The sequence below is a fragment of the Paenibacillus sp. J31R109 genome (assembly GCF_059692055.1).
Genome location: NZ_JCAUAR010000002.1, coordinates 343,288 through 369,352 on the forward strand (window position 1 = coordinate 343,288; position 26,065 = coordinate 369,352).

Genomic DNA, 26,065 nt, shown 5'->3' on the forward strand with positions numbered 1-26,065 from the left:
CATCCAATGGCGGCTCACGTTTCTTGGCTCCATAGCCGCTTTGCGAAGAGATCTACAACCGTAATCAATGATACTAAATCGAAAATTAACGTGAATAAAAATTCATGTTTAGCAAGATCCGCGTCCCCGGCGCCTATGATCGACACAAAAATCCCGGAAAGACCAATCCCTATTAGCATCAGAATCAGTGGCAACCTGATAGCATTCCTCCATAAACGTGACCTAATAGCTGATATAAAGGAAGGTAAATAAAGTCCTAGGATCGTTAAGATCCATAGTAAAACAAAACCGAACGTTTTAGGAGCAACCGCACTCTTTAGTAGACTATATCCTGAGAAAAACACGGTCTGTGCGCCAAATGGTTTACCCACAGATCGCTCATAGTTCCCCATGGCTTTGGGTCGGATGCTGAAACCGTCGCGCGCAGCCAAATTCAACATTTGACCAGCTTGGTTCGGATGCATCATGTAATAAGTTAAAATAGATACGAAACCATATTTACTATAGAACTGTTTCTGAAGTATCTCCGATTCCACATTTACCGTCGTATAGGCATCGAAATATTCGGTTTCATTCAAAATTGCATATTGTTTATCGATGTCAAATCCTTTGAGGGTATTCTCTGGGTTCTCTGCGCCCATGAGTACGCCTCGGGTCATGGCATGATATTTGTTAATATTGACAAACTCCTTCGGTATGAGCACGTAGGTGCCAACACCAACACCAAGTAATGCGATAAGCAATACAGATGTCATGACGCGGTACAAGGCATTCTTCCTTAAATAAATGAAGAACATGCCAATAGGAGCAGCAATCATACCAACAGGAGCATTTTGCTGTTTACTTGCTGTCAAAATCATGGCACTAAGGACAAATAAGATGATCATCAGATAGTCATTATATCGTTTTCGATAGAGAAGTACGCCGAAAGCGACCATGTACACCGTCATGATCAATACTACGCTCTCTCCATAAAATGAGCTAAAATAAGCTGTATACCCTGTATCACCTAACATAAAAATAACGAGGGCAGCCATCAAATAGCCTAGCTTCTTTGACATTTTCCAAGTCAGTGCTTCGACGAGCAAATAGATCGCACCTATATATAACATCACATACATACCCGCTTGAAAGCGAATATCAAACATATCTTCCCGATACAAAAGTTGATTGATGAGAATAGCGGCTTTCATAAAAAACGTTTGTGTGGAAAATATAGAAGCACTATTCTCGTTATAGTACTGAAAAATACCAAAAGTTTTGATAAAATAACCAAAGTATTGGCTCGTATAGGTAGGATCGTTCACGTATAGACCATTCAAAATACGTGCATAGTCCCCATTATCAGCCATCCCAATATAGGGAGGCGTAAACAGTGCAATCACCGTAATTAGGAGCACGCTAATAGCGGCAAAACTGGCTGGAGACACCATACGGAGCACGGTTTTCACCACGCGATTGTTCCACATGTGATCGTACTCCTTTCTGTCAATACACGTAGGCTAACAACGCCATCAAATTATCGAAGGAATAGGCTTGTCCATTGCGGGTATCCCCGAATCCGCCATATAGCGGACTCTGAGGATCCTGTATTTGAAACTCATTCATTTGGAGAATGCTATCTGTATACAACTCTTGGTCCTTGATGACCGAGCCAATCATAGCCGATATTGCATAAATCGCTGTTGACCTAATGTTGTTTAAAGGTTTTCCGTTCAGATCGTATTGCCCGTATAAAGTCCCTGCTTTGACTCGTTCTTTGATATAACGAATACTTGCCGCTTTTTGTTGCTGAACTTCAGCCAAATTCAAAATCGTTAGCAATGATTCAACGGTACTGATACTCTCAGATTGATATTGATTCGTAGTGAAATCAAAGCGTGTTTGGTAAAATGGGAACGCATCTGACAAGTAGCCATTCTGGGCAATCTGCAGCATGTTTGATTCAAGTGTCGTTTTTTTCTTCCTAGATACCGAAGCAATTTCCAAAGATGCCGCATCTATGTAGCATAAAGTAAGGAACGAATTGGTCACTTTGTAGGTGGGATCATAGAAATCTCGCAATTGACCATTCACAACATTATGTTCATACAAACGGTTTCCAAAAGCTTTGGCTTCCTTGTTATAGCTCTTCGTCCCAAAAGCGATTGAAGCTTCATCTAAAGCACGAATGATGCGCAAATCATCAACACTTGCATTCATCGGATACAGTCTATTGGGTTTGGGACTGAAACGGTAACTAAAGCCAATCGATGTATCAAAAATACGCCTGGCTTGCTGCCACTGTGCATCAAACTTATCTTGTTGTCCTGTGATCGCGTAATAGCGCATCCAGAGTCCTGCGGATTCACTTAAGACCTCGTGTCCTGATGCCGCGGCTCCATTTTGATCCGTATCCAGCAGATTTGTATAAGTGCCATACTTACTAGTAAGCTTATTTTGGATAAAACTAACTAACAAATCTCGATTTATTGAAATTTGCATGGTCTCACTGTATTGGCTATTGGGCTGTCTTTGCAGACTATCCCCCAGAGTAACGCGATACATATAATAAATGGCGGCTATTCCCACCAAAACGAGGCTAATGATTACGAAATTCCTGTTTATTCTCATGAATTCCAGCAGCTCCGTTTCATATACAAAAAGTGGTTATGTAAGTTAAATTTTATCATAGGAACCTAAACGATCCTAAGGTAAATGCTCCTAATTTTAGAATAATGTCGGATACATAAAGAAGGATGTCATGAATTTTTCAAAAATAACTGAGACTTTAGAACCAGCCAATCTAGTGAGTTGTTTGATCAGTCAACAAGGTCAACTGCTATTTGAACAATACCGAGAACAGCAACTTGCAGATACCTTAGCCAAAATCAATTCCAGCACCAAAAGCATTCTCTCTGCACTTTGCTGTATCGCTATGGATCAAGGCTTATTTCCTGATCCCTCTACACCAGCGTCCTTCTTTTTCCCACAACTGGCTAGCGACCCACAATCGCATAAAGCTGATATTACATTACTTCATCTACTAACGATGACTTCCGGTATGAATTGGACCGAATTTGGAGGACAAAACTCCTTCCCTTCAATGACAAGAACACCACATTGGGTGAATTTTGTCTTAGATCAACCCTTAGCCGATGTGCCTGGCACGAGAATGACCTATAACTCTGGCGGCTCTCAATTATTGGCAGCTATCCTCAGCGAAGTAACCGGTATGTCCGTTGCTCGCTATGCTGAGAACCATTTATTTGGACCGCTTGGCATTGAGTCCTATACATGGGAACAAGATCCTCAGGGCATACATACAGGTGGATTTGGGATGTCTATGCGTCCCTTGGATATGCTTAAATTCGGCCAACTCTACGCCCACCAAGGTAGATGGGGGAACCAGCAGATTATTTCCCAAGCACTTATCCATCGCTCAACGCAGCCAGCAATTCATGCAGAAGCCCCCCGTCGCGGCAGCTATGGCTGGCACTGGTGGACGGATACCTATCCTGATCAAACAAATCCAGAGTCGAGCTCACCCTCGTTTGACTACTTCAATGCTTATGGATTCGGAGGACAAGCCATCTATATCGTACCTAGTCTCGAAGCTGTTATCGTGTTGACGAATGATCAGCGGGTAAAGAAAAAGATTCCCTTGCACGTGTTCCGAACAGCGATTGCCCCTTATCTGCTTACATAGATCGCACAATACCAAAAAACCTGTCATACACGCGACAGGTTTTTTGGTGCACATTCATTTAAAAATCATATTTTTCCCATAGAAGATTTCATCCATCTCCCATTTGACACTTTTCTCGATTTCCAGCTGCTCTTCTTTGCTAAGCGTATCCTTCGTGTATCCAAACAAATAATTGTTCAGATCAAACTCGCGAAGCTTGCACTTGGTATGGAATATATTTTCTTGATATACATTTACATCGATCATCTGATATAAATCTTGAATTTCCTCAGGGATGTAATTTTGTATGGAGCTAATCTCATGATCAATAAACAGCTTATGTCCACTTATATCACGTGTGAACCCTCTGACTCTGTAATCCATTGTCAGAATATCGTTATCGAAAGATCGAATTAGAAAATTCAACGCTTTAAGCGGCGATATCTCTCCACATGTGGAGACATCAATATCTGCTCGGAAGGTGCTGATGCCTTCGTCAGGGTGATATTCAGGATACGTATGTACCGTAATATGACTCGTATTCAAATGCATGACAACAGCTTCAGGCAGCGGCCCTGGTGATTCTTCGAACGATTCACTCGGTTCCTGCTCAATGGGACCTTCCGACACAAGCATGGTAACGCTTGCTCCCTGAGGGATATAATCCTGCTTCGCTATATTCAAGACGTGCGCCCCAATAATGTCAGCAACTGTGTTCAATAAAGCTGTCAAACGATCCGCATTATATTGCTTATCAATATAAGCTATGTAGGCTTCACGCTCTTCTCTTGTTTTGGTAAAACAGATATCGTACATATTAAAACTTAGCGATTTAGTTAAATTATTAAAGCCATGCAGCGTGATCATCTGCTCCGAAGTTAATTTCAAATAAATCCCCCCCCTATGTGTAAACTATAAACTGCTTACACAAATATTAAACAGCTACACATAGGATGGTATGTCGGAGTCGCTTTTATTCCATGCTAACAAATACATCATCTACGAGCATCGTCATATTCGCGGTTGTGCTATGCGTTGCAAATTGAATCGTATCCAGCGAACTAACTGCAGTCGCAAACGAGCCAAGCGATTGGCGCAATACACCATTCACATAAATATCGGCTTTATCCGCAGCTGGATCCGCCACAATCTTAATGGTGTACCAGCTAGAGGAAGAATAGGCTTGTAGGTCCGTGTATACACCCGCATTACTTATTTGTAGTTTTCCGCTACTCGTTCGGAGCCTTACCGCAGCAGTTGTTCCAGACATAAGCTGTATCGCGTACAGATTCTCTGCACCCAGCTTGACTTTAAATTCTGCTAGAAACGGTGATGTTGACGCTGTGAAAAGTTTCTTCGCCACAACAGGTGAAACTGAACTTGTATCTGATAATCGCATACTCTTATTGGTCACACTAGGATTATCAATCACCTCTACGATTCCACCAGAGGAATCAAGTGTCCAATTAGTCGGTGTTCCTCCCGTAGCAATTCCATCAAATGTTTCACTTGCCAGCGGCGGCTGAATCAGATTCAATTTCGCTCCGAAAGTTTTCCCTTTTGCGCCTGACACTTGGACAAGCATTTTAATCGTTGGCGACAATTGGGTAATCGTAATTGCTGTATCTGCAGAAATAATGGAACCAGCAGGTTGGTTGATTTCCAGTTCAATCGTACCCGAATTGCTTTGCGTCGGATCTGATACAGCGATAGCTAACGTATCGCCATCCTGCTCAGTTAGAACAGAAGCTTGGTTCATACTTGTCATATAGGGAGATCCACTCACAGAAATCGTTTTACTTCCATTTGTCCAGAAGTTTACCCCCGTAACGTGACTGCTCTCATCTCTTACAGCCTGTGCATCTACTGAATTTTCCAAAACCGTGAAATCTGGATTGCTTGCAAATGTGTCTAACTGTGTTGAAGTTACATTCGGTAATACGGCATATGCATACGTGCCAGCTGTCGGATTCAATCCGTGATTCAACCACAATGCGAGAAAATTTTTCGTTAATACCGTGCTGTCTTTCGTTTTCGCATATTTATTCATGCTTTCCCAGGTGCCCGTTCTTGCTTCTCGAAGCCCTTTGACCGTTGTGCTGTTAGGAAAATAATAGCCTATATCTGCACCAGGAACATTCCCTTGAAGATGAATCCGATTCACACCGGTCATCGTTTCTGACCATCCAAGCGCAGAGGATTTAACTCCCCCATTGACGGTAAGCACATTACTATTGGCATCCGAAATTTTTCGATTATCAACAATCGTTTCAATGGTTCGATTGTCGGTTGAAGCGATGCCTGAACCTAAAGCCACCATCTTATTTGCGAACATAAACCACGATTTTTTGGCTGTCAATGTACTCCCATAAGCATCCAGCTCCATGCCTGCCACACCATACGCATTAGCAATGACGGAGCCTCCTACCCAGTTCTTACTGCTTAAATAGCCAGCGCCATACTTATCAATGCGGGTACGTGTATCCACCGTCGTCCCAGGCAATCTGTATTTGTTAACGAGAGCCCAGTATTCATCACTGTATTGAGAAAGATCCTCATTATATAAGTAGGTCATTCCATCACTTGTATGCCAACCCTTTAGATTCTCTTCATTCACTGATTCATAATTAGCAATTCGACTTGAGGACATGCCAATGGCAAACCCGTAGTTGGGTCGTCTTTGAACCATTCTATCCATGGCAGCAAACGAATATATCCCGACAGGTTCCCCCGAGGGAACTACAGTTGAATCACTCATAACCGCTTTAGCCAATGTGATAAAATAAACGGATCCCGCATTCGTATAGAAAGGATAGAATACATCTGTTTGAATCCAATGTTTAACCATACCTTTGAAATTAGCTGACTCCACAGATGGAGCGCTTTGAGCAAGTTGTAAGACTGCTTTCGTTATACGGATACCGATCGCATGATCTTGATCCCCTCGGCGAGAAATAGCGCGTCCGCGTGAAATATCCATCATAGCTCCCTTATACATAAGGGGGGCAAAAGAATCGTAAATCCATTGATAGATGTTTGCTTTACCTGAGTTCGTTACCTCCCATGTGGACCCGCCTAGAACATACATTAAATTCGCCAATGAACTAATTAATGACTCTCCATACCCGCCTGTGTAGCCGTAGAGTTCGTGTTGAATGAAAGAGCCATCCGAATAAAATCCATCGCCGCTTGTGACATAACTAAATACATTCGTTAATCCATTCTTGGCCGCCGTTATTTTGGCAGTATCCTTAACCAGAATACCTCTTACTCCGACAACCGTTGCTTCCCAGACTCGATTCGCCCCCGTCATCGTTATGGTGGGGTTAAAATAATTGATGGCGTCCATATAACTGCTAAGTTGTGTGGACGAAAGCTCATCATATAAAAGCACAGCAATATTGTTCAGGGACATCGGCGTAGCCATTTGCCAATCAAACCAATTGCCAATTTGCGACTTCGTGGCGTTATACTTATTCGCACTCATCCAGTCTAGCGCACTTAGTAGATCAGTTAACAAAGTTGGACTATGATATAACGTGGAACCATTGGTCTCATAAGCTAAAGACATCGCTTCTAACCGCTTATACGTTAAAGATACAAAACTAGATTTCTCTAGATCCGTTGTTGCTATCGCGTCATCGAGGTCGCTCCATAAATACGTTCTAGCACTTCCCGTATTCATCGAACTCCAATTGGATTGTGCAGCAGAAGTCACTTTCGTGATTTGCGCTGCGATGTCGGAATCTAACACATTTGCTGTTCCACCTGTGAGCATGAAATGCCACTTCTCACGCAAATTATCAAATTCATCTGCTGCCGATACATCTCGTGGTACCATGAACACGACAAATTCGAAGATCATACTCAACATCAGTGTATAGATTAGTAATTGCTTACCTCGTTTCATCATCCACACTCCCCTTACCCTTTAACAGACCCTGCGGTTACCTGCATAAACAGTCGATTAGCAAACAAATACACGATAAGGATCGGCAAGATCGATAAGCACGCTCCAGCCATCATAAGATGTGTCTCCGTCGCAGCTGCTGAGCCATAACGCAGATTGGCCAGGCCAACCGTTAGAGTCTGGAGACTGGGTTTCGTCATGGTGAATACTAACGGCAAAATATATTCGTTCCAGGCATGCCGGAAGGCAAATAGTCCTGCCACAGCGAGTCCTGGCGCCAGTAGGGGTAGAATGATTTTCCAATAAATGCTGTAAAAGTTACACCCATCAATCATCGCTGCTTCGTCCAAATCCTTTGGAATCGCATCAAAGAAACCGATCAACATGAAATAAGTAGCCGCATGAGCGCTTATCAAAATCAAAATGACTCCCCAAAGGGATGTATTCAGATGCAGCTTCACCATCATTTCAAACTGAGGCCTCAAAACGACCGCGCCAATGGAGATGAACATGGTTGCAGCCTGAATGCCAACATAGAGTCTTTTCCCATAAAAATTACGTCTATTTACCACATAAGCAGCCATCGATGAAACAAGCAGCGTACCTGCTGTTGCGAACGTACTCATAAATAGACTGTTCCAAGTAAATTTCGCAAAATTCGCTTTTTGCCATGCTAACGAATAGTTATTCAGATGCCACGTGCTCGGAAGTATCGTTGCTCCGGTCGTTAATTCCGCATTGGATTTAAATGAGCTAAGCATCGTCATGACGACTGGGAAGAGCGTGAATACTAGTACAACTAGCAAAAACAGCCAAAGAAGCAGTTTCGAGATAAGCTTGTGACTCAAGTTAACAGCCAGTTTTTGCTTTGGTTTAACCAAGGCTGCTGTTGAGGTGTTCATCGTCTTTCCTCCTCACCCGTATACACGATTTATTTTCTTGGAAATGGTGAAGTAAATAAGCGTTACTACGCCAACAATGATCGCGGTTGCGAACCCCACCGCACTTCCGTACCCAATCTGCTGATCGACGATAGCTGAGCCTGACATCGGAAAGAACAACCGATACACATACAAATACATGACTTCCGTTCTGCCAGCAGGGCCACCTTCCGTCAAGACCATGATACTTTCATAGCCTTTTAGCGAGACCGTAATCGCCAGCAACATGACCATTTGCAGAATCGGCGCCAGCATGGGAATCGTAATATGCACAAATTGTTGGGAGGCGTTCGCACCATCGATGGAAGCGCTCTCGTATAAATCATCTGGAATCCCTTGTAAGCCAGCGATAAATAACAGCATGTAATTGCCGATAGCTCCCCAAATCGCTACAATAATCACGGTCATCATGGCATGTTTCGGACCTAACCATTCGATGTTCGTGGTAATGATATGAAAACGTGTTAGCAATTGGTTCAGAATACCGTTGTACGAATTAAAAATGACATAGAAAACAATGGAAATAACAGCTGTGGAGATGACCGTAGGCATGAAATACATAATTTTGAGAAACCCTCTGCTCCTCAACTTCTTACTGTTCAGAAGAACAGCAAGAAGGAGTGACAGCGGCATTGTGATGACTAATTTGCCGATCGTATAGACAATTGTGTTGAGAACGGAATGCCAGAATTGTTCGTCCTTCATGAGTCGAGCGAAATTATCCAATCCCACGAATATCGCATCCCCATATCCTGGATACTCATAGAACATATATTTCATTGCCCATAGGATCGGATAAATTCCCAACACAAGTGTTAACAGCAGACTTGGCAACAGGAAACTGTACGATTCCATGTAGTAGCGTATATTTTTCATTTCTTCGTCATCACGCCTTGAAGTTTCACTGGATCGAAATTCGGGTCCACAGTCGCTTTAATTGCACCCGATGCTTTCCCTTTATCTAATGCAGCATTATAGCGCGTATTCAAGTCTTCCATTACTTTATTCACATCGCCACCTTCCAAAATATATTTGGAATAGGCGTTAGCAACGGTTACTCCTTCTGCCGTCACCTGTGGTGCCACTGGCCAAACCGTATCATATTTCGTTGGGAAAAAGCCTTCAATGCCTTGTGCAACTGGCTTCTTAGCTTTCTCTAGAATGGAAGGGACAATTGAAAGGCCTAACCCTTCCTCATAGTAACCTTTGACCACATCATCACTATAGAGATAGTCCAGCAACTTCCATGCTGCATTCTTGTTAGCAGAATTTTTATTTAGGCTAAGCCATGTTCCACCATTCAACATATCCATCGCACCCTTGATATTCCCGTCAATGGAGGGAACGATCGCTGTGGACCATTTAATTTTTGCTGGAAACTGCGTTGAGTACACGCCTACCTCTGCGGAGACAGACAGGTACATCCCGATTTTCCCTTCAGCAAATTGCGCGCGAAGCGGGTCAATATCGAGTGACTCGATTCCCGGAATCATGCTGCCATTCTGATTGATTTGACGGAACGCTTCCAAGATAGGCTTTTGACCATTAAAATCATATTTACCCGTATTAAAATTGTAACTGCTTGCACTGAGTCCGCTAATTTCTGAGATAGGTTTAAACGATTTGTCATACGCATTAGGTGGATTTTTCAAATTCAGTCCAAATCCGTAAGCCCCGCTAGACTTTCCAGCTTCGGTCAACTTTTTGGCCACATCAACCATCTCGGCTAACGTTTTGGGTGGTGACTTAATACCTGCTTTCTCAAATAACTCAACATTATAAATAAGGCGGGAGGTGAACGCGGTGTTTGGGAAGGAGAACGTCTTCCCATCCATCATATTGACTTGATCAATCAATAAACCGGCATACTTTTTCTTATGAACATCCGTCATGAAGGCATCAAGTGGCTCCATATATCCCTTTTTATAATACGTTGGGATGGTAGATGGTCGCGTATCGAACACATCGGGAGCTTGATTACCCGCAAAGGCCATTTCCAGCGATTGGTTGTAGTTATCTGCCATAACCGTCATTTCAACCTCGATATTTTTGTTCTCCGCCATGAACTTATCAATCGCTTTTTGCTTGTATTCGGCATCTGGTCGACCAAATGTCCAGTAGGTCAATTTCACTTTCTTGCCGTCATCCACTTTGGCCCCCGATGTTGCTTCATTTGAAGCGGAGCAAGCTGTAAGACTAATGATCATGATTGCGCTAAGTGTCGCCAGTACGAATTGGGGTTTACGCATGATTGTGCCTCCCTATCATCAATTTCAATCGTTTAAGTGACAGCGCTTTCTCGCCTACAAAGCGTTAACGCGTCTCTCTGTATGTTTATTGTAACGACAATCGGAAACCGTGAGAGTGGGGGAACACGACTGTGGAGATGCGGTAAAATGATGCAATTCATCCATTATTCCAAAGAACTAACACTTTTCTTGTAATCAGATGGCGTTACGCCGGTATACTTTTTGAAAGCATCACTGAAATATCTGCGATCCTCATAACCTAATAAAGGCGCTATTTCTTGGATCTGATACCCATCCAGCAGCATTTCCTTTGCTTTTTCCATGCGTACTTGCGTGACATACTGCATGAGCGTATTCCCAGTTACCTTTTTGAACACATTGGCATAATAACTTCCACTCATATGCACGATTTGGGCGCAATGATTAACCGTCAAATCGAGGTGTAAGTTCTCCTTAATATATTTGCGGGTCAACTCAACCAATTGTTCGGTTTCTGAAATACGACCTTCTTCAATAAGCTTACAGCCCTGTTGACAAAGACTTCTAAGTTCTTGCTGCAACTCGCTTAGTGTCCCTGATCGTTGAAATTTGAAAGCGTGAATCTGAATTTCCAACTTCTCCACTTTATCCAAAGGAACTTTCTCATGCAGAATACGCAAAAGCATATAAATAATTTCATAATAAACGCTTGTCACATAGTGAGGTCGTGGAAGTGGCTGTAACTGGGCTAAATCATCTTCAATTTTGTCTAACATGGCGAGTGTTTCAACTTCATTCCCCGTGCGAAAAGCGAAGAAAAGTCCATGATCACGGTCAAAATGGTAGGTAGAACGCTGTGTTCCGACAGCGACAGCATGCTTGTTCACAAAGCTCTTCACACCATTCCCTCCGGTATAAAAATGATAAGACAACGCCTCTATCGCTTGCTGATACGAGCTTCGGATACCCGCCAATTGTCTCACATACTCACCTAAGCCAATGGAAACTGTAAATTTCGTGAATCGCTCAACATGCTCACGACACAATTCAGCAATTTCAAGAATGTCCGTTTCATCTGACATATTAAAAATACATACGAACCGATTGCCGCTCTCTTTGAAGAATACCCCCTTCGTTCTACTCAGCATCGTTTCTTCCATAATATTTTGCAAACTGAACCGAATTAACTCCACCTCTTGAACCGTCAATTGTTGGAACCTTGCAGGAAAATGATCGATTTCTACCAGCATAACAACAAAGCCCACGGGATCTAGTTTGATATCTAAGAAGTGCCATTTTTCCGCATTATGTACTTCCGAGCTCCCGTGAGACAATAGCAAACTCAGGTACTCTTGACGCAAGAGAGGAATGCTATCCCTCACTTGTTTCTTCAATTGTTGCTCATTCCAAAATTGGTGACGCTCAACCTCAATCTCCGATTTCGCTTTTAACACAATATCTCTAATTTCATCCATCGAAAATGGTTTTGAGATAAAATCAAAAGCGCCAACTCGAATCGCTTGCTGCGCATATTCAAAATCTGTGAAACCACTTAACATGATCACCTTCACATGTGGGAACTGCTCTACTACGGTGGCTGCAAGTTCTAGCCCGTTCATAATGGGCATCCGAATGTCGGTTAAGATAATATCCGGTTTCGTCGTAAGAATGAGTTCTAACCCTTCCTCACCATTCGAAGCGCTTCCAACCACTTCAATGCCATAATATCCCCAGTCAATTCGCGTACAAATGCCAACAACAACTGGCTCAATATCATCAATTACGACAAGTCGCACTTTACGGCTAAGCTCCATCTTCTATCAACTCTCCTTGTAGTGGAATTCGAATTGTTACCTGCGTCAATACGAAGGGCTCACTTGATATGTCTAATGACGCAAGTCCTTGATAATATAGTTTAAGTCGCTGTGATACGTTGCGTAAGGCATAGCTTTTATTTTCATACCCCTGTTCAAGGGATTGCATGATTGCTATCGAATTCATTCCACTGCCGTTATCTTCTACTTGCAACACTAACATACCGGTTTCAGTCCAGATACGAATCGTGATTATGCCACCTGATTTAAGATCTTTAAAGCCATGTAGGATTGAATTTTCGACAAGAGGTTGGAGTAATATTTTCAGAATCGAAAGTCGAAGTAATTCAGGATCCTCAATCTCCAACTGAAAGGAAAAGAGATGCACATAACACTTCTGTTGCAAATTTAAATATTGCGTAACATGCTGAACTTCCTTCTCAAGCAGTGTCTTTTCCCTTCCACCATTCAAACCTAATTGGAACATACGTGATAACGAAAGAATCATCTGCTCAACATCTTCATTCTGATTGAGTTGTGAACGCCAATAAATCGTGTTAAGCGTATTGTAAAGGAAGTGTGGATCAATTTGCGCTTGCAGCGATTTAATTTCCTGCTTTAGCTTCTCTTGTTCCATAGACTTCATCCGTTCAATCAGGCTTGACGTTTCTCCGAGCATACTATTAAATCGATAGCCAACCTGGGTAACCTCATCTTGATATTTGCTAGTGAAGCGAACAGAGAAATCATTCTGCTCGACTTTTTTCATTAGCTTCTGTAATTTGGAAAGCGGTTCCAATAACATGCCTGTCAAATATTTTGAAAGTAGCAAGGCCATGGCAATACTGCCTACAGTGAGACAAAACGTTAATATCTGAATACCAACTAAATCTTTAAGAAGCTCTTTCTTAGACAAGATACTGACGAGGGTCCAATCTGAATTGACAGCCAATCGCGTAGCGTTTACTAAATAAGAATCACCACGAATATCGATTTCTATCTTGCCGTTCGCAGCAGACTTTAGCATCGTAGAGAACTCCTTATTCTGTTTAAGCTCTGCAAGCTGACTGTAGTTCGAGGATAGAACATCTTCCCCTGCACTATTAATTAGGACATAGTTCCCGCCTTTACTTCCAATATTCCGATTAATTGTGTCCTTGAGCGCCCGCTCCTGCATATTCACGACGATGTATACTTTCTGAATCGGTACGTCCGCGACACCTTCCATGACAAGTGAGACAACTCGGGAACGGTTTGCAAAGAAAGTATCCTCATGAGCCTCGACCCACAGAGCTCCTTGATGTTCGTTGAATTGTTTGAAAATCGCGGATTGCTCAAATTTATTTTCCGCAAGTCTCCGCTTCATAAGTGGATAGAATTCACCGATAGGCGTTACGATGAGAATCGAATCAATAAGAGAATCTTGAACCATCGCTTGAGCAATTGGTGTTTGGATCGCTGATAAATCAGCATAATAGGCGCTTACTTTTCCTTGCTGTACATCTCTCATCGCTTGTTTCATCGGTTCACTTATGGCGAGTCCTAGCATAGCCACTGTAATTTTTTTCAACTTTTCGTCCAAAACTTCTACCGATTTATCCAAAGTGTTTCGACTAAGCTCTAACGCATTACGTTTCATTACATCTGCAGCGAAGTAGTAGCTGAGCACGCCTGTTGTACCAACTGCTAATGTAATTAAAAGGACGAACGTCATCCATACTCTTGTTTTTAACGATAGTGAATAATAGCGCATCCATCTCGTCCCTTCTCAAAATCATCCTACCTCTTCCATTAAATGCCTATCATTACCTCAAGTACCTCAAGTATAGAACAATGTAATCGAACAGAACACAAAAAAGTACATTACCCTAAGGTAATGCACGTTAGACTGAATCGTATTAACATGATTGGGGATTAATTACAATCGCTTCTGCAACTCTGGGTAGCTAGTTATTAAATCTTGAAAAGCTTTACCCCAGTATGCCTCATTTAACTCATCTCTCGACAGTTCCAGACTCGGCGATTTACCTATTTGCAAAGCATGATAACGATAAGCATTGTAAAAATTTCTTTCCGCCATGCTAATCGGACTGCCCTTATAGAGGATGGATAGCTGCGAAAACCCGATGCCAACAAGTATTGAAACAACAGACGCGGCTAAACGAGAGACCAGGTAGGAGGCAACACCTGCCCACCCCGTTAAAACGGATCCAATTGCTACGGCAATCAACGTCGGGAGAAAGAGTCCATAAATATGCGAAAACATAGCACCTAACTGTATAAAAGGGAACAACACAATACCACTAAAGGTGAGTACGATACCTATCGACATAGCAAACAACGTACATATGCCAATATTTAAGGGATTTAAATGCAGCGCGAAACACAAAATCCCAGTAAAAAAACCTAAGGATGAAGTCATGACACTAATCGATTCTGTGGTTTTTAGAATGCTGTCTGGTTTTACTTCTGGATACAATCTCGCCATAAGACCAAAGCTTGTGGAATCGTCGAGACTTATTTTGAGCCCTTGCGGCGTATAAATGGCCATCCCCCAGTCCCTCCTCTGCGGCCACCATCCGTTAAGCTCTCTTCTTCCTCGTAACGACATCGAAGATAACTGCGATTGCCAATACCGCACCACGAATCATGTATTGATAGGAAATACCAATTCCCATAAGATTCATCCCACTGGATAAAGAAGCCATAACAATCGCTCCAATAATGGAGCCTGTCACTTTTCCAACCCCGCCCGCTGCCGATACACCGCCCACATAGGCGGCAGCTATCGCATCAAGTTCGAATAAGGTTCCGGCGGTTGTCGTCGCGGATTGCAGTCTTGCCGTAAAGAGAATACCTGAAAGAGCGGATAGCAGACCCATAGATCCAAACACGATATACGTAATTTTCTTCACACTAATCCCGCTCAAGTTCGCTGCCTCGGGATTGCTGCCAACGGCATAAATATGTCTGCCTAACACGGTCGAAGTTGTTAAGAAATGATACACAGCAACCACAATCAAAACCACGATGACTGTCCAAGAAAAGCCGTTATACCCAGCTAGAATCCATGTAATATACGCAATAATTGCCGAAACGAAAATGACCTTCACAGTAAAAATATTGGAAGAAACCACTTCGAAATTGTATTTCAGCTTATTATTTCGTTTTGAAATTTCACTGTAAATATACAGAACGATCATCACGGCGCCTAGAATTAAGGAGAGGAGATTCAATCCGCCTACCTTCGCTATGGCAGGAATAAAGCCGTTCCCAATTGCGTTGAAGTTCTCATCTTTAATGATAATCGTGCCCGTTTTCTCTGTTACCCGCAGGAGTGCTCCTCTAAATATCAACATACCTGCGAGGGAGGCCACAAAAGATGGAATACCGAACTGTGCGACTAACAACCCATTGAATAGACCCACGATAATACCAAGTACAAGAATAATTGGAATCGTGATATAGAAAGGGACTCCCGCTTGCGAAAGAAGCACGGCAGCAACCGCACCCAGAAAACCTGCTGCAAATCCAACAGATAAATCAATATGTCGGATGACAATGACTAACGTCATCCCCACGGCTAGAACTGCAATGTAGCCTGTAGCGTCAATTAGATTACTTATATTTCGTGATGACATGAACAATCCATCCGTCATGATGGAGAACGTCAGCATGATGATGAAGAGGGCAATGTACATCCCATATTCTCGAATATTCACTTTGATGAGCGATTTGGCTTCACTATAAAATTGCACTGGTCTTCCTCCTATTGCGTGGCAAGCTTCATAATCATTTCTTGATCCGCATCCTCGATGGATAGCTCGCCTTTTATTTTACCTTCAGCCATCACGTATACACGGTCACTCATGCCCAAAACTTCGCTAAGCTCCGATGAGATCATAATGATGCTCATCCCTTCGCTGATCAGCTTGTTCATGATCGTATAAATTTCGTATTTGGCCCCGACATCAATGCCGCGTGTAGGTTCATCTAAGATGAGCAGGCTCGGATTCACAAATAACCATTTGCCGAGTGATACTTTCTGTTGATTTCCCCCGCTCAAATTACCAACAATTTGCTCAACGGAAGGCGCCTTAATGTTCATAGATTGCTTATAATGATTTGAAATTTTCACTTCTTCGTTATTGTTGATGACGCCCTTCTCAGAGATATCATGCAAGTTGGCGACGGAAATGTTTTGCTTAATATCTTGAATGAGGAATAAGCCGTCTCCTTTGCGATCCTCCGTCACATACGCAATGCCTGCCTTAATGGCATCTTTCGGATGGTGAAAGGTATGCTTAACACCTTCCATAAGAAGATCTCCGCGGAGCTTATATCCTTTGGGATTGCCAAATATACTTTGAGCCAGTTCCGTTCGACCTGAACCCATCAAACCTGCAATACCGACAATTTCACCCTTTTTAATATGCAAATTAACATCTTTCACGACGTCACGGCCCAACTGCGGATCATACGCCGACCAGTTTTGAATCTCGAGAATGTTCGTTCCGAAGGACTTTGTCATTCTTTTTGGATAAATATCATCAATTTCACGGCCTACCATGTTTTTGATGATGACGCTTTCCGAAATCTCACCTTTGGCCGCATTCAACGTACAGATCGTTCTACCATCTCGTAGTACTGTGAGTTGATCGGCAATCGCCGTCACTTCTTTGAGCTTATGCGAAATCATAATGCTCGTAATGCCTTGCTTTTTTAGTTCTCGCAGCAGATCAAGCAAATTCTCGCTTTCTTTCTCGTTGAGCGCAGCTGTTGGTTCATCTAGAATCAGCAACTTCACGTCCTTGCTCAAGGCTTTGGCAATTTCCACAAGTTGCTGCTTCCCAACTCCCAGATCCTTCACGAGAACTTCCGGGTTCACATCTAGCTTCACTTTCTGAAGGATTGCTTTGGCTTGACGTATCGTTTGATTCCAATCAACCATGATGCCTTTTTTCACTTCATTGCCTGCATAAATGTTCTCATACACGGTGAGGTCAGGGAATAAAGCTAACTCTTGATAAATAATAACGATTCCCGTCTTCACACTGTCGCTGATTTTCGCAAATTGTTGAACCTTGCCTTCAAAAACAATATCTCCCGTGTAAGTGCCATGCGGATACACTCCGCTGAGTACCTTCATCAAAGTTGACTTGCCTGCGCCATTTTCACCGACCAAACAATGAATTTCACCTGAATTAACTTTAAAATTTACGTTCGCAAGTGCCTTCACACCGGTGAATTCCTTGGAAATGTTGTTCATCTCTAATATATATTTGCTCATTATCAAGCGCTCCTTAGCCGAACGACTCTTGGAATAGAGGAATAGTGATAGACGTATCTATCACTATTCCATCCAAGCTATGTGATCTTACACTTACAAGCCTTTGAAATCGGATGCTTGGTAGTATGCTGAGTCGACAAGTGCGGATTTAACGTTCGCTTTATCAACAACGATGACATTCGTTTGTTTCGCTTTAACATCGATTTTGCCATTGTTATAGGATCCTGTTGTTTCAGGCGTTTTGCCATCTAGGATCGCAACAGCCATTCCCATTGCATCTTTAACAAGTGTACGAACATCTTTGAATACCGTCATGGATTGTTTACCATCGATAACATATTGAATGGAAGCTTTCTCCGCATCTTGACCTGTTACAAGGAACTTCGTTACAGCTTTGTCTGAGGAAAATACATCCGCGATGGAACGAGCTGTACCATCATTTGGAGCTAGAATGGCAACATCGCCCTTCATGTCTGCTGCAGCCGCTGTCAAATGCGTTTGAGCTTTGTTTTTCGCTTCATTCGCATCCCAGTTCGTTGTTACTTGACCGATGATTTTACTCATTTGCTCACGAGTCAATTTGGCATTACCTTTCAGAGCAACAGCTTCACTGGAGTTGGCGATTTTGAATGTGCCATCGGCAATTTTCGGTTGAAGCACTTGCCATGCACCTTCGAAGAACAAGAAGGCATTATTGTCAGATGCTGCACCTGCATACAGGTACAACGGTTGGCCTTTTTTAGCTTTATCAACTAAGTACTGTGCTTGTGCTTTACCTACAGCGATGCTGTCAAAAGTCACATAGTAGTTAACTGCATCTGTTTTCGTAATCAAACGGTCGTAAGAGATGACTTGGATACCGGCTTTCTTAGCGGATTCTACTGCAGCTGCTGCTGCATCACCATCTTGCGGACAAATGATCAATACTTTAATGCCTTTGGCAATCAAAGCATCCACGTTTTCCTTTTCTTTCGCCGAAGAACCTTGGCTGAACAAGATTTCCGTTGTATATTTCGAACCTTTCAATGCGTCTTTGAAGCGTTGCTCATCTTGAACCCATCTTGGCTCGTCTTTGGTAGGTAATACAATCCCAACGCTAACTTTGGAACTGCCGGAGTTCCCACATGCTGCAACCATCACGGCTAGAAACATGACCACTACCATTAAAGAAATCGCTTTCACACTTCGTTTCATTTGTAATACCCCTCTCATTTGTTTTGGCTGTGCGCCAACTACAAACTGAGTATATCACCGGGATTTTCCAATGTAACCGCTTTATATTAGCACTTTTTTTAACATTGCTATACTAATTTGTCATTTGTCTTTGTATCACATTTTTATATACGTCTTCTCTCACATGGAAGCCATCTGCAATAATCGTGGCATCCATATTCGATTGATCAACAGCTATGGGTTCAAGCAAAATGGAGGGAACATCCATTTTCTTATTGTTTACTTTCTTATCCGCATGGACATTTTCACCCTTCGCCATCTTTACAGCAAGCTCAGCTGCCGTTTCTGCAAGCTTCTTAATCGGCTTATACACCGTCATCGTTTGCGTTCCCTCAACAATTCGCTGCGCAGCTGCCAGCTCCGCATCTTGCCCAGAGACAGGAATACGACCTGCCATGTTCTGGGCAGCTAAAGCTTGAATCACTCCACCTGCTGTGGCGTCATTGGCGGCAACAACCGCATCCACTTTGTTCTGATTCGCCAGCAGTGCCCGCTCCATATTCGCTTTCGCATTCGCAGGTTTCCACTCTTTGGTCGCTTGATCAAATACGATGTTAATATCCCCCTTCTCGACAAGGGGCTTCAAAATGTTCATTTGCCCTTTTTTGAACATATGGGCATTATTGTCCGTATCAGCGCCTTCAATGAGCACATAGTTCCCCTTAGGCGCCTTTTTGACAATCGCCCTGGCTTGTAACTCGCCAGCCTTCTCATTATCGAAGGAGATATATAAATCGACATCCGAGTTGACAATTAATCGGTCATAGGAGATGACCTTAATGCCTGACTTATGTGCCTTTTCTACAATTGCTGCGGATACCTCCGCGTTGTGCGGCACAACGACAAGAACATCAACGCCGCGTGATATCAGGTTTTCTGCCTGAGCTAGCTGCAAAGCATCGTCGCCATTCGCGGCTTGAACTTCGATATGAGCACCAAGCCTTTCTACCGCTGCTTTGAACAAATCACGATCCTTTTGCCAACGTTCTTCCAGCAATGTATCGATGGATAATCCAACGACTACAGGCTTATCCGCACGGACGATCCGACTTGGGCTTGGTTTACTATCAATCTGCGGGCTAGCTTTATCCGTTGGTGTACGACTCGCTCCGATGAACGAACAAGCGGTTAGCCCTACAGCCAAGATGGCGATAAGGCCAACCATTCCGCTCTTCTTTCTGACATGTTGCAGGGCAACCTCCCCCTCTCTTCCAAGTTTTCGTCATGCTTTACGCTCCAGGAAGGTCCCAGCTTAGCTGTGCTTTTTGTTCGTTGGTCGAATCAGCATTTTCCGATAGTCCGTCGGGGCATATCCAACTAACTTTTTAAACACCCGACTAAAATAATTCGGATCATTATAACCCACTTCAAAGGTAATTTCTTTTAGGCTTTTATCCGTTTCCTGCATCAATTGTTTCGCCATTTCAATCCGATAGTCCGTAAGAAAATCGATATAATTCATTCCGAAATGCTCTTTGAACAGCTTGCTGATATAAAACGGATTTCGATCAACCGTGGCGGCAATCCGTTCCAAGGACAAGTCTTCATGTGCGTGCTTCTGGATATATTGCTTCATCGTCTGCAGTAAATCAGTCTCGACAACTTCTCCAAGTGGGATTAGGTTATGAATCAACAGCCGGGATTCCGCTTTTAATTGCATATAACTAGTCGTTGCACAGGGAAAATAAGGCGTATTGACCTCCATCCCCATTTCCTGCAGCATACGAGACACAACAATCAGTACTTCAAATATGCGTTGCTGAGACATGCCAACCCCTTGGCCAATGCCTTCAAACACATCAATCATTCTTACAATCTGATCTCCTGCCCCTTCTAGATTGCCGCGCCTCATCTCTTCGAGCACGGTTTTCTCCATCTCAAATGTAAGGATACCCATCGCTTGAATCTCATCCTGCGTCAAATTCTCATACAAACAATAACGAGCTGGCAACGTCATATCCATGGAAGCCAACAAAGCTTCCTGATAGGATTTGCGCATGTCCCGTACATCCTTGCATAGACCGCCTATTCCGATAAATAAACGAAATCCACATCTTGCATCCACTACTTGGATCCATTTCTTTGCGATGCTAATGGCTTGTGCGCGATATGAGAATTCACCGTCCATAAAAACAATAGCTGGTACTTGATTGCCTGACATTTTCCCAAACCAAATCGGATTGGATATCTCGGGAAGCAGCTCGTTTAATTGCATATATACCATATCCAAATTACGGATGCTTACTGATTCCTCGGAGACTTGCGTAAATTGCAGCGTCATCACGAATCCCTCTCGCCCAGTTGGCATTCCGACGAGATCGATCATTTCAGGCAGTGAAGCGGATTGCACATAATCGAATAACAATTGTTCGACTAGATCTGCCTCGACCAGAGGTATCATCTTCAGCAACCGTTCTTGCTCCGAACGTCTAGACGCCAACTCAAGCTGCGTGTTCATAATTTCGCTGGCTACTCGACCAATTGTCTCCAGCACAACCGAAATTCGGCTTGGTTTCAACATATAATCATACACGCCTAATTTAATCGCTTGCTGAGCAAATTCAAATGTATCGAATGCAGTGACGACGATAAATTTGACTGTTTTGTTAGTCTCCCTAATCTTCTCTATCGCTTGAAGTCCATTAATGCCAGGCATTTTAATATCCATCGTAATCAGGTCTGGCTGCAACCGTTCTGCGGCTTCAATTGCTTCCCTGCCATTCACTGCTTGGCCCACAACCTCCACGTCTGGCGAGCCCTCTTCTATGATTCTTTGCAGGGCAGTCCGCTCAATGTGTTCATCATCCACGATTAATAAACGAATCATACTGCTTGCCCCCTTGGCAGTTTCAATGTTATACAAGTACCCGCTCCTAGATGGGATTCTATCTCTATAATCTCTTCAACCCCATAAAACAGCTGTAAGCGATGAATCACATTCCATATGCCGATGCCTGTTGAATGTCCTTTATAAACAGAGTTTTCTGTATGAGATAATAATTTAGATAACTGTTCTTCATCCATACCTTGTCCTGTATCCTGTACCTGAACGAGGATATGTTTCTCATCCTGCTTAACGCGAATCGTTAACGTGCCGCCCTCTTCAGCGGGTTCAATCGCATAAATAAAGGCATTCTCTGCAAGCGGTTGCAAAATAAGAATAGGAAGCTCGATGCCTAGCGCCTCCTCATCAATTTCACGCACGACATGCAAGCGATCGCCGAAGCGAGCCTTTTGAATCGTTAAATACTCCTCAAGCACCTCGAGCTCATCTTTTAAAGACACCCGGCTATCCAGCTTACGGAGATTATATCTAAGCATACCAGCGACAGAGCTAATTAATTCGCTTGTTTTACCCGCGCCTGCCAAATAAGCTTCCTTAGACAGCATATTCAGGGTATTAAAAAGAAAATGAGGGTTGATCTGGCTTTGTAAGCTTTTCAACTCACTTTCCTTCAACATGAGCTTATGTCGATGAAGATCATATTCTAATTGCGCCTTACTCTGAATATCGTCGATAAAATGTCCTATTTTCAATCGCATACTATCCAAGGTTTTGGCCAGGAAGGCCATTTCATCGTTATTGCCCAGATCAATCGGATTTTTGAAATTACCTCGCGACAGTTCACGCGCGGACAGCGTTAATTTCAACAAAGGCTGCGTGACACTATCGACGAATCGATACGAAAACAGCAGCAACAGCAAGGATACCAGCGCCAGCGTCCAGAGGCCCATTTTCTTAATGTTTTCACTTCGCTTAATAATTTTTCTGTAGAAGGCATCGTAAGTATTTTGCTCACCGCTAATTAAGGTCAGCGTCGTCTCTGAAATATATTTTGAAATGTTAGATGCCTCGTCAAATTGCTTTGCCGCATTTTCTTCATCATTATCCTTCTGAAAACGTACCGCCAAATCCATCGCTTCCGATTGACTTTCCAGCATGTTCTGCAAATTGTCGAGCAGCATCGTGTTACTCGCATTTCGCAGCCAATCCATCTCGAACTTCGTTCGCAGCAAGCTGCTGTTATCCGTTGCATATTGATTCAAGCTTTCCAGCGTAGGAGACATACGGTATTTATTCAAGGTGGTTAACGATTGCTGGCTTAATTGCGACGCTTGGTTCATCTGCATATAACGCTGAAGAATCTCGTTGTACTTCTCAACTGTTCGCTGATTATAAATGCTCATGGAAAGCCAAATGATCGCCATAATGACCCAGATGAGGATCGATAACATCATCATTTTACTTCGAATGGTTTTCAAGGGCTTTCTCCTCTTCTCCAGATGAAGTCACCACACTGATTGGTGTGAAGTAGCTGTTCTCTAGCGGCAGTTGTGTAGCATCTAACCATCGTTTCATCAAGTTGACGCTCAAAATCCCCATGTCTTCATAATGCTGCGAGAGCCCTGCTTTCACCTGACCATTCTTAATCAGCATTAGTGTTTGTGGGGAATCATCAAAAAGGAAGATCGGATATTCCTTCGTTCGCGAACGCGTACGCGCTGCCTGCACGATACTCTCACCAGATTCCGTCGACAACCCAATGAAAGCGGTCACATTTGGAAAGTGATTTAAAATATCATTCGTTTGCATCTTCGGTTGTGACATCTCCGGATCATTCGCCGCCGTAACAATCTTCAATCCGTCGTATTTACTAAACACCTCGTGCAGACCTTTTAATCGGAGATCATCCGTTGAAGGAGATGACAGGTTCTTAATCACACCTACTACCCCTTTGCCTTGTAACTGGGTCGCGATATACTCGCCCATAATGATTCCTTCTTGATAATGATCAGAACCTATGTACGACTTACGCAAGCTGCTTGGGGCGTCGGAATTAATCGTAATAATTGGAATCCCTTTCTCCGTCGCTTTCTTCACCATAAGATCGAAATCGGGATGATCCACACCTTCCACGACAATCCCACTCGCTTTGGAAGCGATTGCAATATCGATTTGTTTAATGAGGCCTTCCAAGTTCGAACGGTAGACGCCCCAAAAGTCAATTTTGATATGGTGTTCTTCCGCAGCCTCGTGTGCCCCTTTTTGAATCGCATTCATCATAAAGCTACCCTGCTCTTGTGAGATAATCACGATGCGTTCTTCATGCTCATGCGCCATGGGTTCCCCTGCACTAGTAGACATACTCAAATCGCTTTGATAAATCTTGAGCATATAGTAGAAAGAAAATGACAGCGTAACAAAACTACTGGCAATGATCGCGATTAATATCAATTTTTTCATACATTCACCCACATACTCTTCCAATTTCCAGTAATTCTATCATGATTTCAAGAATTCGAATACAATCAAAAATAAAATCCAACAACAATTACGTTGCTGGATGTATGATTTGTACAAATTGCCCGAGAAACCGATCATGATTGAAGGCTGTATGTTCATTCCAAGGTGACTCCCAGCCTGCATAACCAGGAGTCCAATGAACCTGCTCTTTCTTCACAGCCTTTAACTCCCGCCAGCTTGCATGGTTAGATTGATTTGCCCAAGTTGCTTGAGACAGGGCATCCTTACAAATATTTAGGATGATATGGTCAGCATCAAATTCGGCCAACTCCGACAATTGCACCGATTTCGTCCACTGAATATCTGCGACTAGATTCGCAGGGGTTAACTGCAGATCATCATAGAGAACCGTGCCAGCAAGACGTCCCCACACTTGAATTTCTTTGTGATGAATCAGTACAACTAACACCTTCTCCTTCTTCAATGTCTTCTCTACAGTGTCACGTGCATCAGCTGCTTTAAGGTCATAGTTTTGCAACCATTTCTCCGCTTCACGTTCCTTGCCTAAGAATTCACCGATCAACATCAGATGCTCGCGCCAATTCCTATCCCAGGGTAAGAATAAAGCAGGACTGATTTCAGCAAGTTTATCTTGCTCCTCTTTAGGGACCCAAGTATCAATTCCTACGATATAATCCGGCTTGGCTTGTTGTAAGGCAGCAAGATTAAACCCATAGTGATGACTTAACGGCACCCTAACATCATAGGCATATTTATTCCGATAAAAATCAGTCCAATAGTGATCCATAGGCGCAGCATAAGGAATTATTTGTAGGGCTAGCAGCTGTCCGATATTCACCCAACTATATGCCGCGACTTTCATTTTCGTATTTTTTAAATAAACGGCTGGTGCCATTCCCATATGCTTCTTAAAATTATTGCTGAAATAAATTTCATTTTTATAACCAACTTGGAATGCAATCTCCTTAATAGATGCTTGAGGGAGTTCTCGCATTAACTCCTTGGATTTACTTAATCGTAACTCCGTTACGTATTCGATAACACCCTTACCAAATTTCTCCTTGAATAATCGCATAAAATGAAACCGACTTAAACCGGCTCTTGCTGCCAATGCATCAATCGTTATTTCTTCTGTGAAATCTCGTTCGAGCATGAACTTGGCATACTCCAAGGCGATCGCCGTTTTGTGCTCTTCATTTTGCAAAACTAAGCTTAGCAATTCATAGAACCCTGCCTCAGCCCGAAATCGATCCGCAATCGTGCCATTCTCCCAATGTGTTGCGATCATTTTAACTAATGGAATGACCGTAGAAACGGCGAGGTGCATTGCTTCCCCTTCACCTGGAAACGAGTTCACAGGCTGGATATTCGCTTCATCAGATTCTGTTTGGACAATGGCTGCTGCATGAAACCGTAGAATATAAATCCCATCCTCAACCCCTTTAGGTAGACCTACTTCAATGAGTTGACCTGGCCTGCCTATGAATACAGTACCGGATCGCAGAGGGTAATACTGGCCATTTATGATCAAACGACCATCCGTTGAATCAGATACGATTAACATCATAGCGTCCGCTTTAATAAAATCTCGTTCCACAGGGAACTGCAGATCCTTCGCCAAAATACGTTCAATCGATTTTAGCTTATACCACATCGTACTTCTAGCGTTCTCGTCTACGAGATCCATTTGAGTATCCTCATATTTCATTGTCGGAA

At 43.0% G+C, this 26,065-nt stretch carries 19 protein-coding genes; 1 reads left to right on the plus strand and 18 read right to left on the minus strand.

What is annotated here, in order from left to right; genetic code table 11:
* Positions 1-14: 14 nt before the first annotated feature.
* Positions 15-1,469, minus strand: a complete 1,455-nt coding sequence (wsfD, locus tag AC58QT_RS07200) for a glycan biosynthesis hexose transferase WsfD (protein WP_497408353.1) — start codon at positions 1,467-1,469, stop codon at positions 15-17.
* Between the two features lie 19 nt (positions 1,470-1,488).
* Positions 1,489-2,613, minus strand: a complete 1,125-nt coding sequence (locus AC58QT_RS07205) for a hypothetical protein (RefSeq protein ID WP_497408354.1) — start codon at positions 2,611-2,613, stop codon at positions 1,489-1,491.
* Between the two features lie 130 nt (positions 2,614-2,743).
* On the opposite strand from AC58QT_RS07205, the gene AC58QT_RS07210 reads away from it, so the two are divergent.
* The gene (locus tag AC58QT_RS07210; RefSeq protein WP_497408355.1) at positions 2,744-3,688 is read left to right on the plus strand and encodes a serine hydrolase domain-containing protein; all 945 of its coding nucleotides are present in this window, start codon (positions 2,744-2,746) and stop codon (positions 3,686-3,688) included.
* Positions 3,689-3,742: 54 nt separating this feature from the next.
* On the opposite strand, the gene speD is transcribed toward AC58QT_RS07210, so the two are convergent.
* The 16 genes from speD to AC58QT_RS07290 all read right to left on the minus strand — a co-directional run bounded on the left by speD (position 3,743) and on the right by AC58QT_RS07290 (position 26,057).
* Positions 3,743-4,555 (minus strand): adenosylmethionine decarboxylase, encoded by an 813-nt coding sequence (gene speD, locus AC58QT_RS07215; RefSeq protein ID WP_497408356.1) that lies wholly within the window; start codon positions 4,553-4,555, stop codon positions 3,743-3,745.
* An 85-nt stretch (positions 4,556-4,640) separates the two neighbouring features.
* Positions 4,641-7,580: a polysaccharide lyase 8 family protein gene (locus AC58QT_RS07220; protein WP_497408357.1), complete on the minus strand. Its 2,940-nt coding sequence runs from the start codon at positions 7,578-7,580 to the stop codon at positions 4,641-4,643.
* 11 nt (positions 7,581-7,591) lie between these two features.
* Complete coding sequence (locus AC58QT_RS07225; RefSeq protein ID WP_497408358.1) at positions 7,592-8,479, minus strand: carbohydrate ABC transporter permease; 888 nt, start codon at positions 8,477-8,479, stop codon at positions 7,592-7,594.
* Positions 8,480-8,491: 12 nt separating this feature from the next.
* Entirely contained in the window at positions 8,492-9,394 is a 903-nt protein-coding gene (locus AC58QT_RS07230; protein WP_497408359.1) for a carbohydrate ABC transporter permease, read from the minus strand.
* On the minus strand, positions 9,391-10,767 hold the full coding sequence (locus tag AC58QT_RS07235; protein ID WP_497408360.1) for an ABC transporter substrate-binding protein: 1,377 nt from the start codon (positions 10,765-10,767) through the stop codon (positions 9,391-9,393). The genes AC58QT_RS07230 and AC58QT_RS07235 overlap by 4 nt, the downstream gene beginning before the upstream one ends.
* A gap of 164 nt (positions 10,768-10,931) precedes the next feature.
* A complete protein-coding gene (locus tag AC58QT_RS07240; RefSeq protein WP_497408361.1) occupies positions 10,932-12,560 on the minus strand; it encodes a response regulator in 1,629 nt (542 codons plus the stop codon).
* Entirely contained in the window at positions 12,550-14,313 is a 1,764-nt protein-coding gene (locus tag AC58QT_RS07245) for a sensor histidine kinase (RefSeq protein ID WP_497408362.1), read from the minus strand. Before AC58QT_RS07245 ends, AC58QT_RS07240 begins: the two co-directional genes overlap by 11 nt.
* Before the next feature lie 165 nt (positions 14,314-14,478).
* On the minus strand, positions 14,479-15,111 hold the full coding sequence (locus AC58QT_RS07250) for a hypothetical protein (RefSeq protein WP_497408363.1): 633 nt from the start codon (positions 15,109-15,111) through the stop codon (positions 14,479-14,481).
* A gap of 31 nt (positions 15,112-15,142) precedes the next feature.
* On the minus strand, positions 15,143-16,318 hold the full coding sequence (locus tag AC58QT_RS07255; RefSeq protein ID WP_497408364.1) for a sugar ABC transporter permease: 1,176 nt from the start codon (positions 16,316-16,318) through the stop codon (positions 15,143-15,145).
* An 11-nt stretch (positions 16,319-16,329) separates the two neighbouring features.
* Entirely contained in the window at positions 16,330-17,850 is a 1,521-nt protein-coding gene (locus AC58QT_RS07260; RefSeq protein ID WP_497408365.1) for an ATP-binding cassette domain-containing protein, read from the minus strand.
* Positions 17,851-17,943: 93 nt separating this feature from the next.
* Complete coding sequence (locus AC58QT_RS07265; RefSeq protein ID WP_497408366.1) at positions 17,944-19,044, minus strand: sugar ABC transporter substrate-binding protein; 1,101 nt, start codon at positions 19,042-19,044, stop codon at positions 17,944-17,946.
* 112 nt (positions 19,045-19,156) lie between these two features.
* A complete protein-coding gene (gene xylF, locus AC58QT_RS07270; protein ID WP_497408367.1) occupies positions 19,157-20,248 on the minus strand; it encodes a D-xylose ABC transporter substrate-binding protein in 1,092 nt (363 codons plus the stop codon).
* A gap of 87 nt (positions 20,249-20,335) precedes the next feature.
* Positions 20,336-21,910, minus strand: coding sequence for a response regulator (locus AC58QT_RS07275; RefSeq protein ID WP_497408368.1), 1,575 nt, complete (start codon positions 21,908-21,910; stop codon positions 20,336-20,338).
* On the minus strand, positions 21,907-23,346 hold the full coding sequence (locus AC58QT_RS07280; protein ID WP_497408369.1) for a sensor histidine kinase: 1,440 nt from the start codon (positions 23,344-23,346) through the stop codon (positions 21,907-21,909). The genes AC58QT_RS07275 and AC58QT_RS07280 overlap by 4 nt, the downstream gene beginning before the upstream one ends.
* Positions 23,327-24,328, minus strand: a complete 1,002-nt coding sequence (locus tag AC58QT_RS07285) for a sugar ABC transporter substrate-binding protein (protein WP_497408370.1) — start codon at positions 24,326-24,328, stop codon at positions 23,327-23,329. Before AC58QT_RS07285 ends, AC58QT_RS07280 begins: the two co-directional genes overlap by 20 nt.
* 88 nt (positions 24,329-24,416) lie before the next feature.
* Positions 24,417-26,057: an AraC family transcriptional regulator gene (locus AC58QT_RS07290; protein ID WP_497408371.1), complete on the minus strand. Its 1,641-nt coding sequence runs from the start codon at positions 26,055-26,057 to the stop codon at positions 24,417-24,419.
* Between the last annotated feature and the right edge of the window lie 8 nt (positions 26,058-26,065).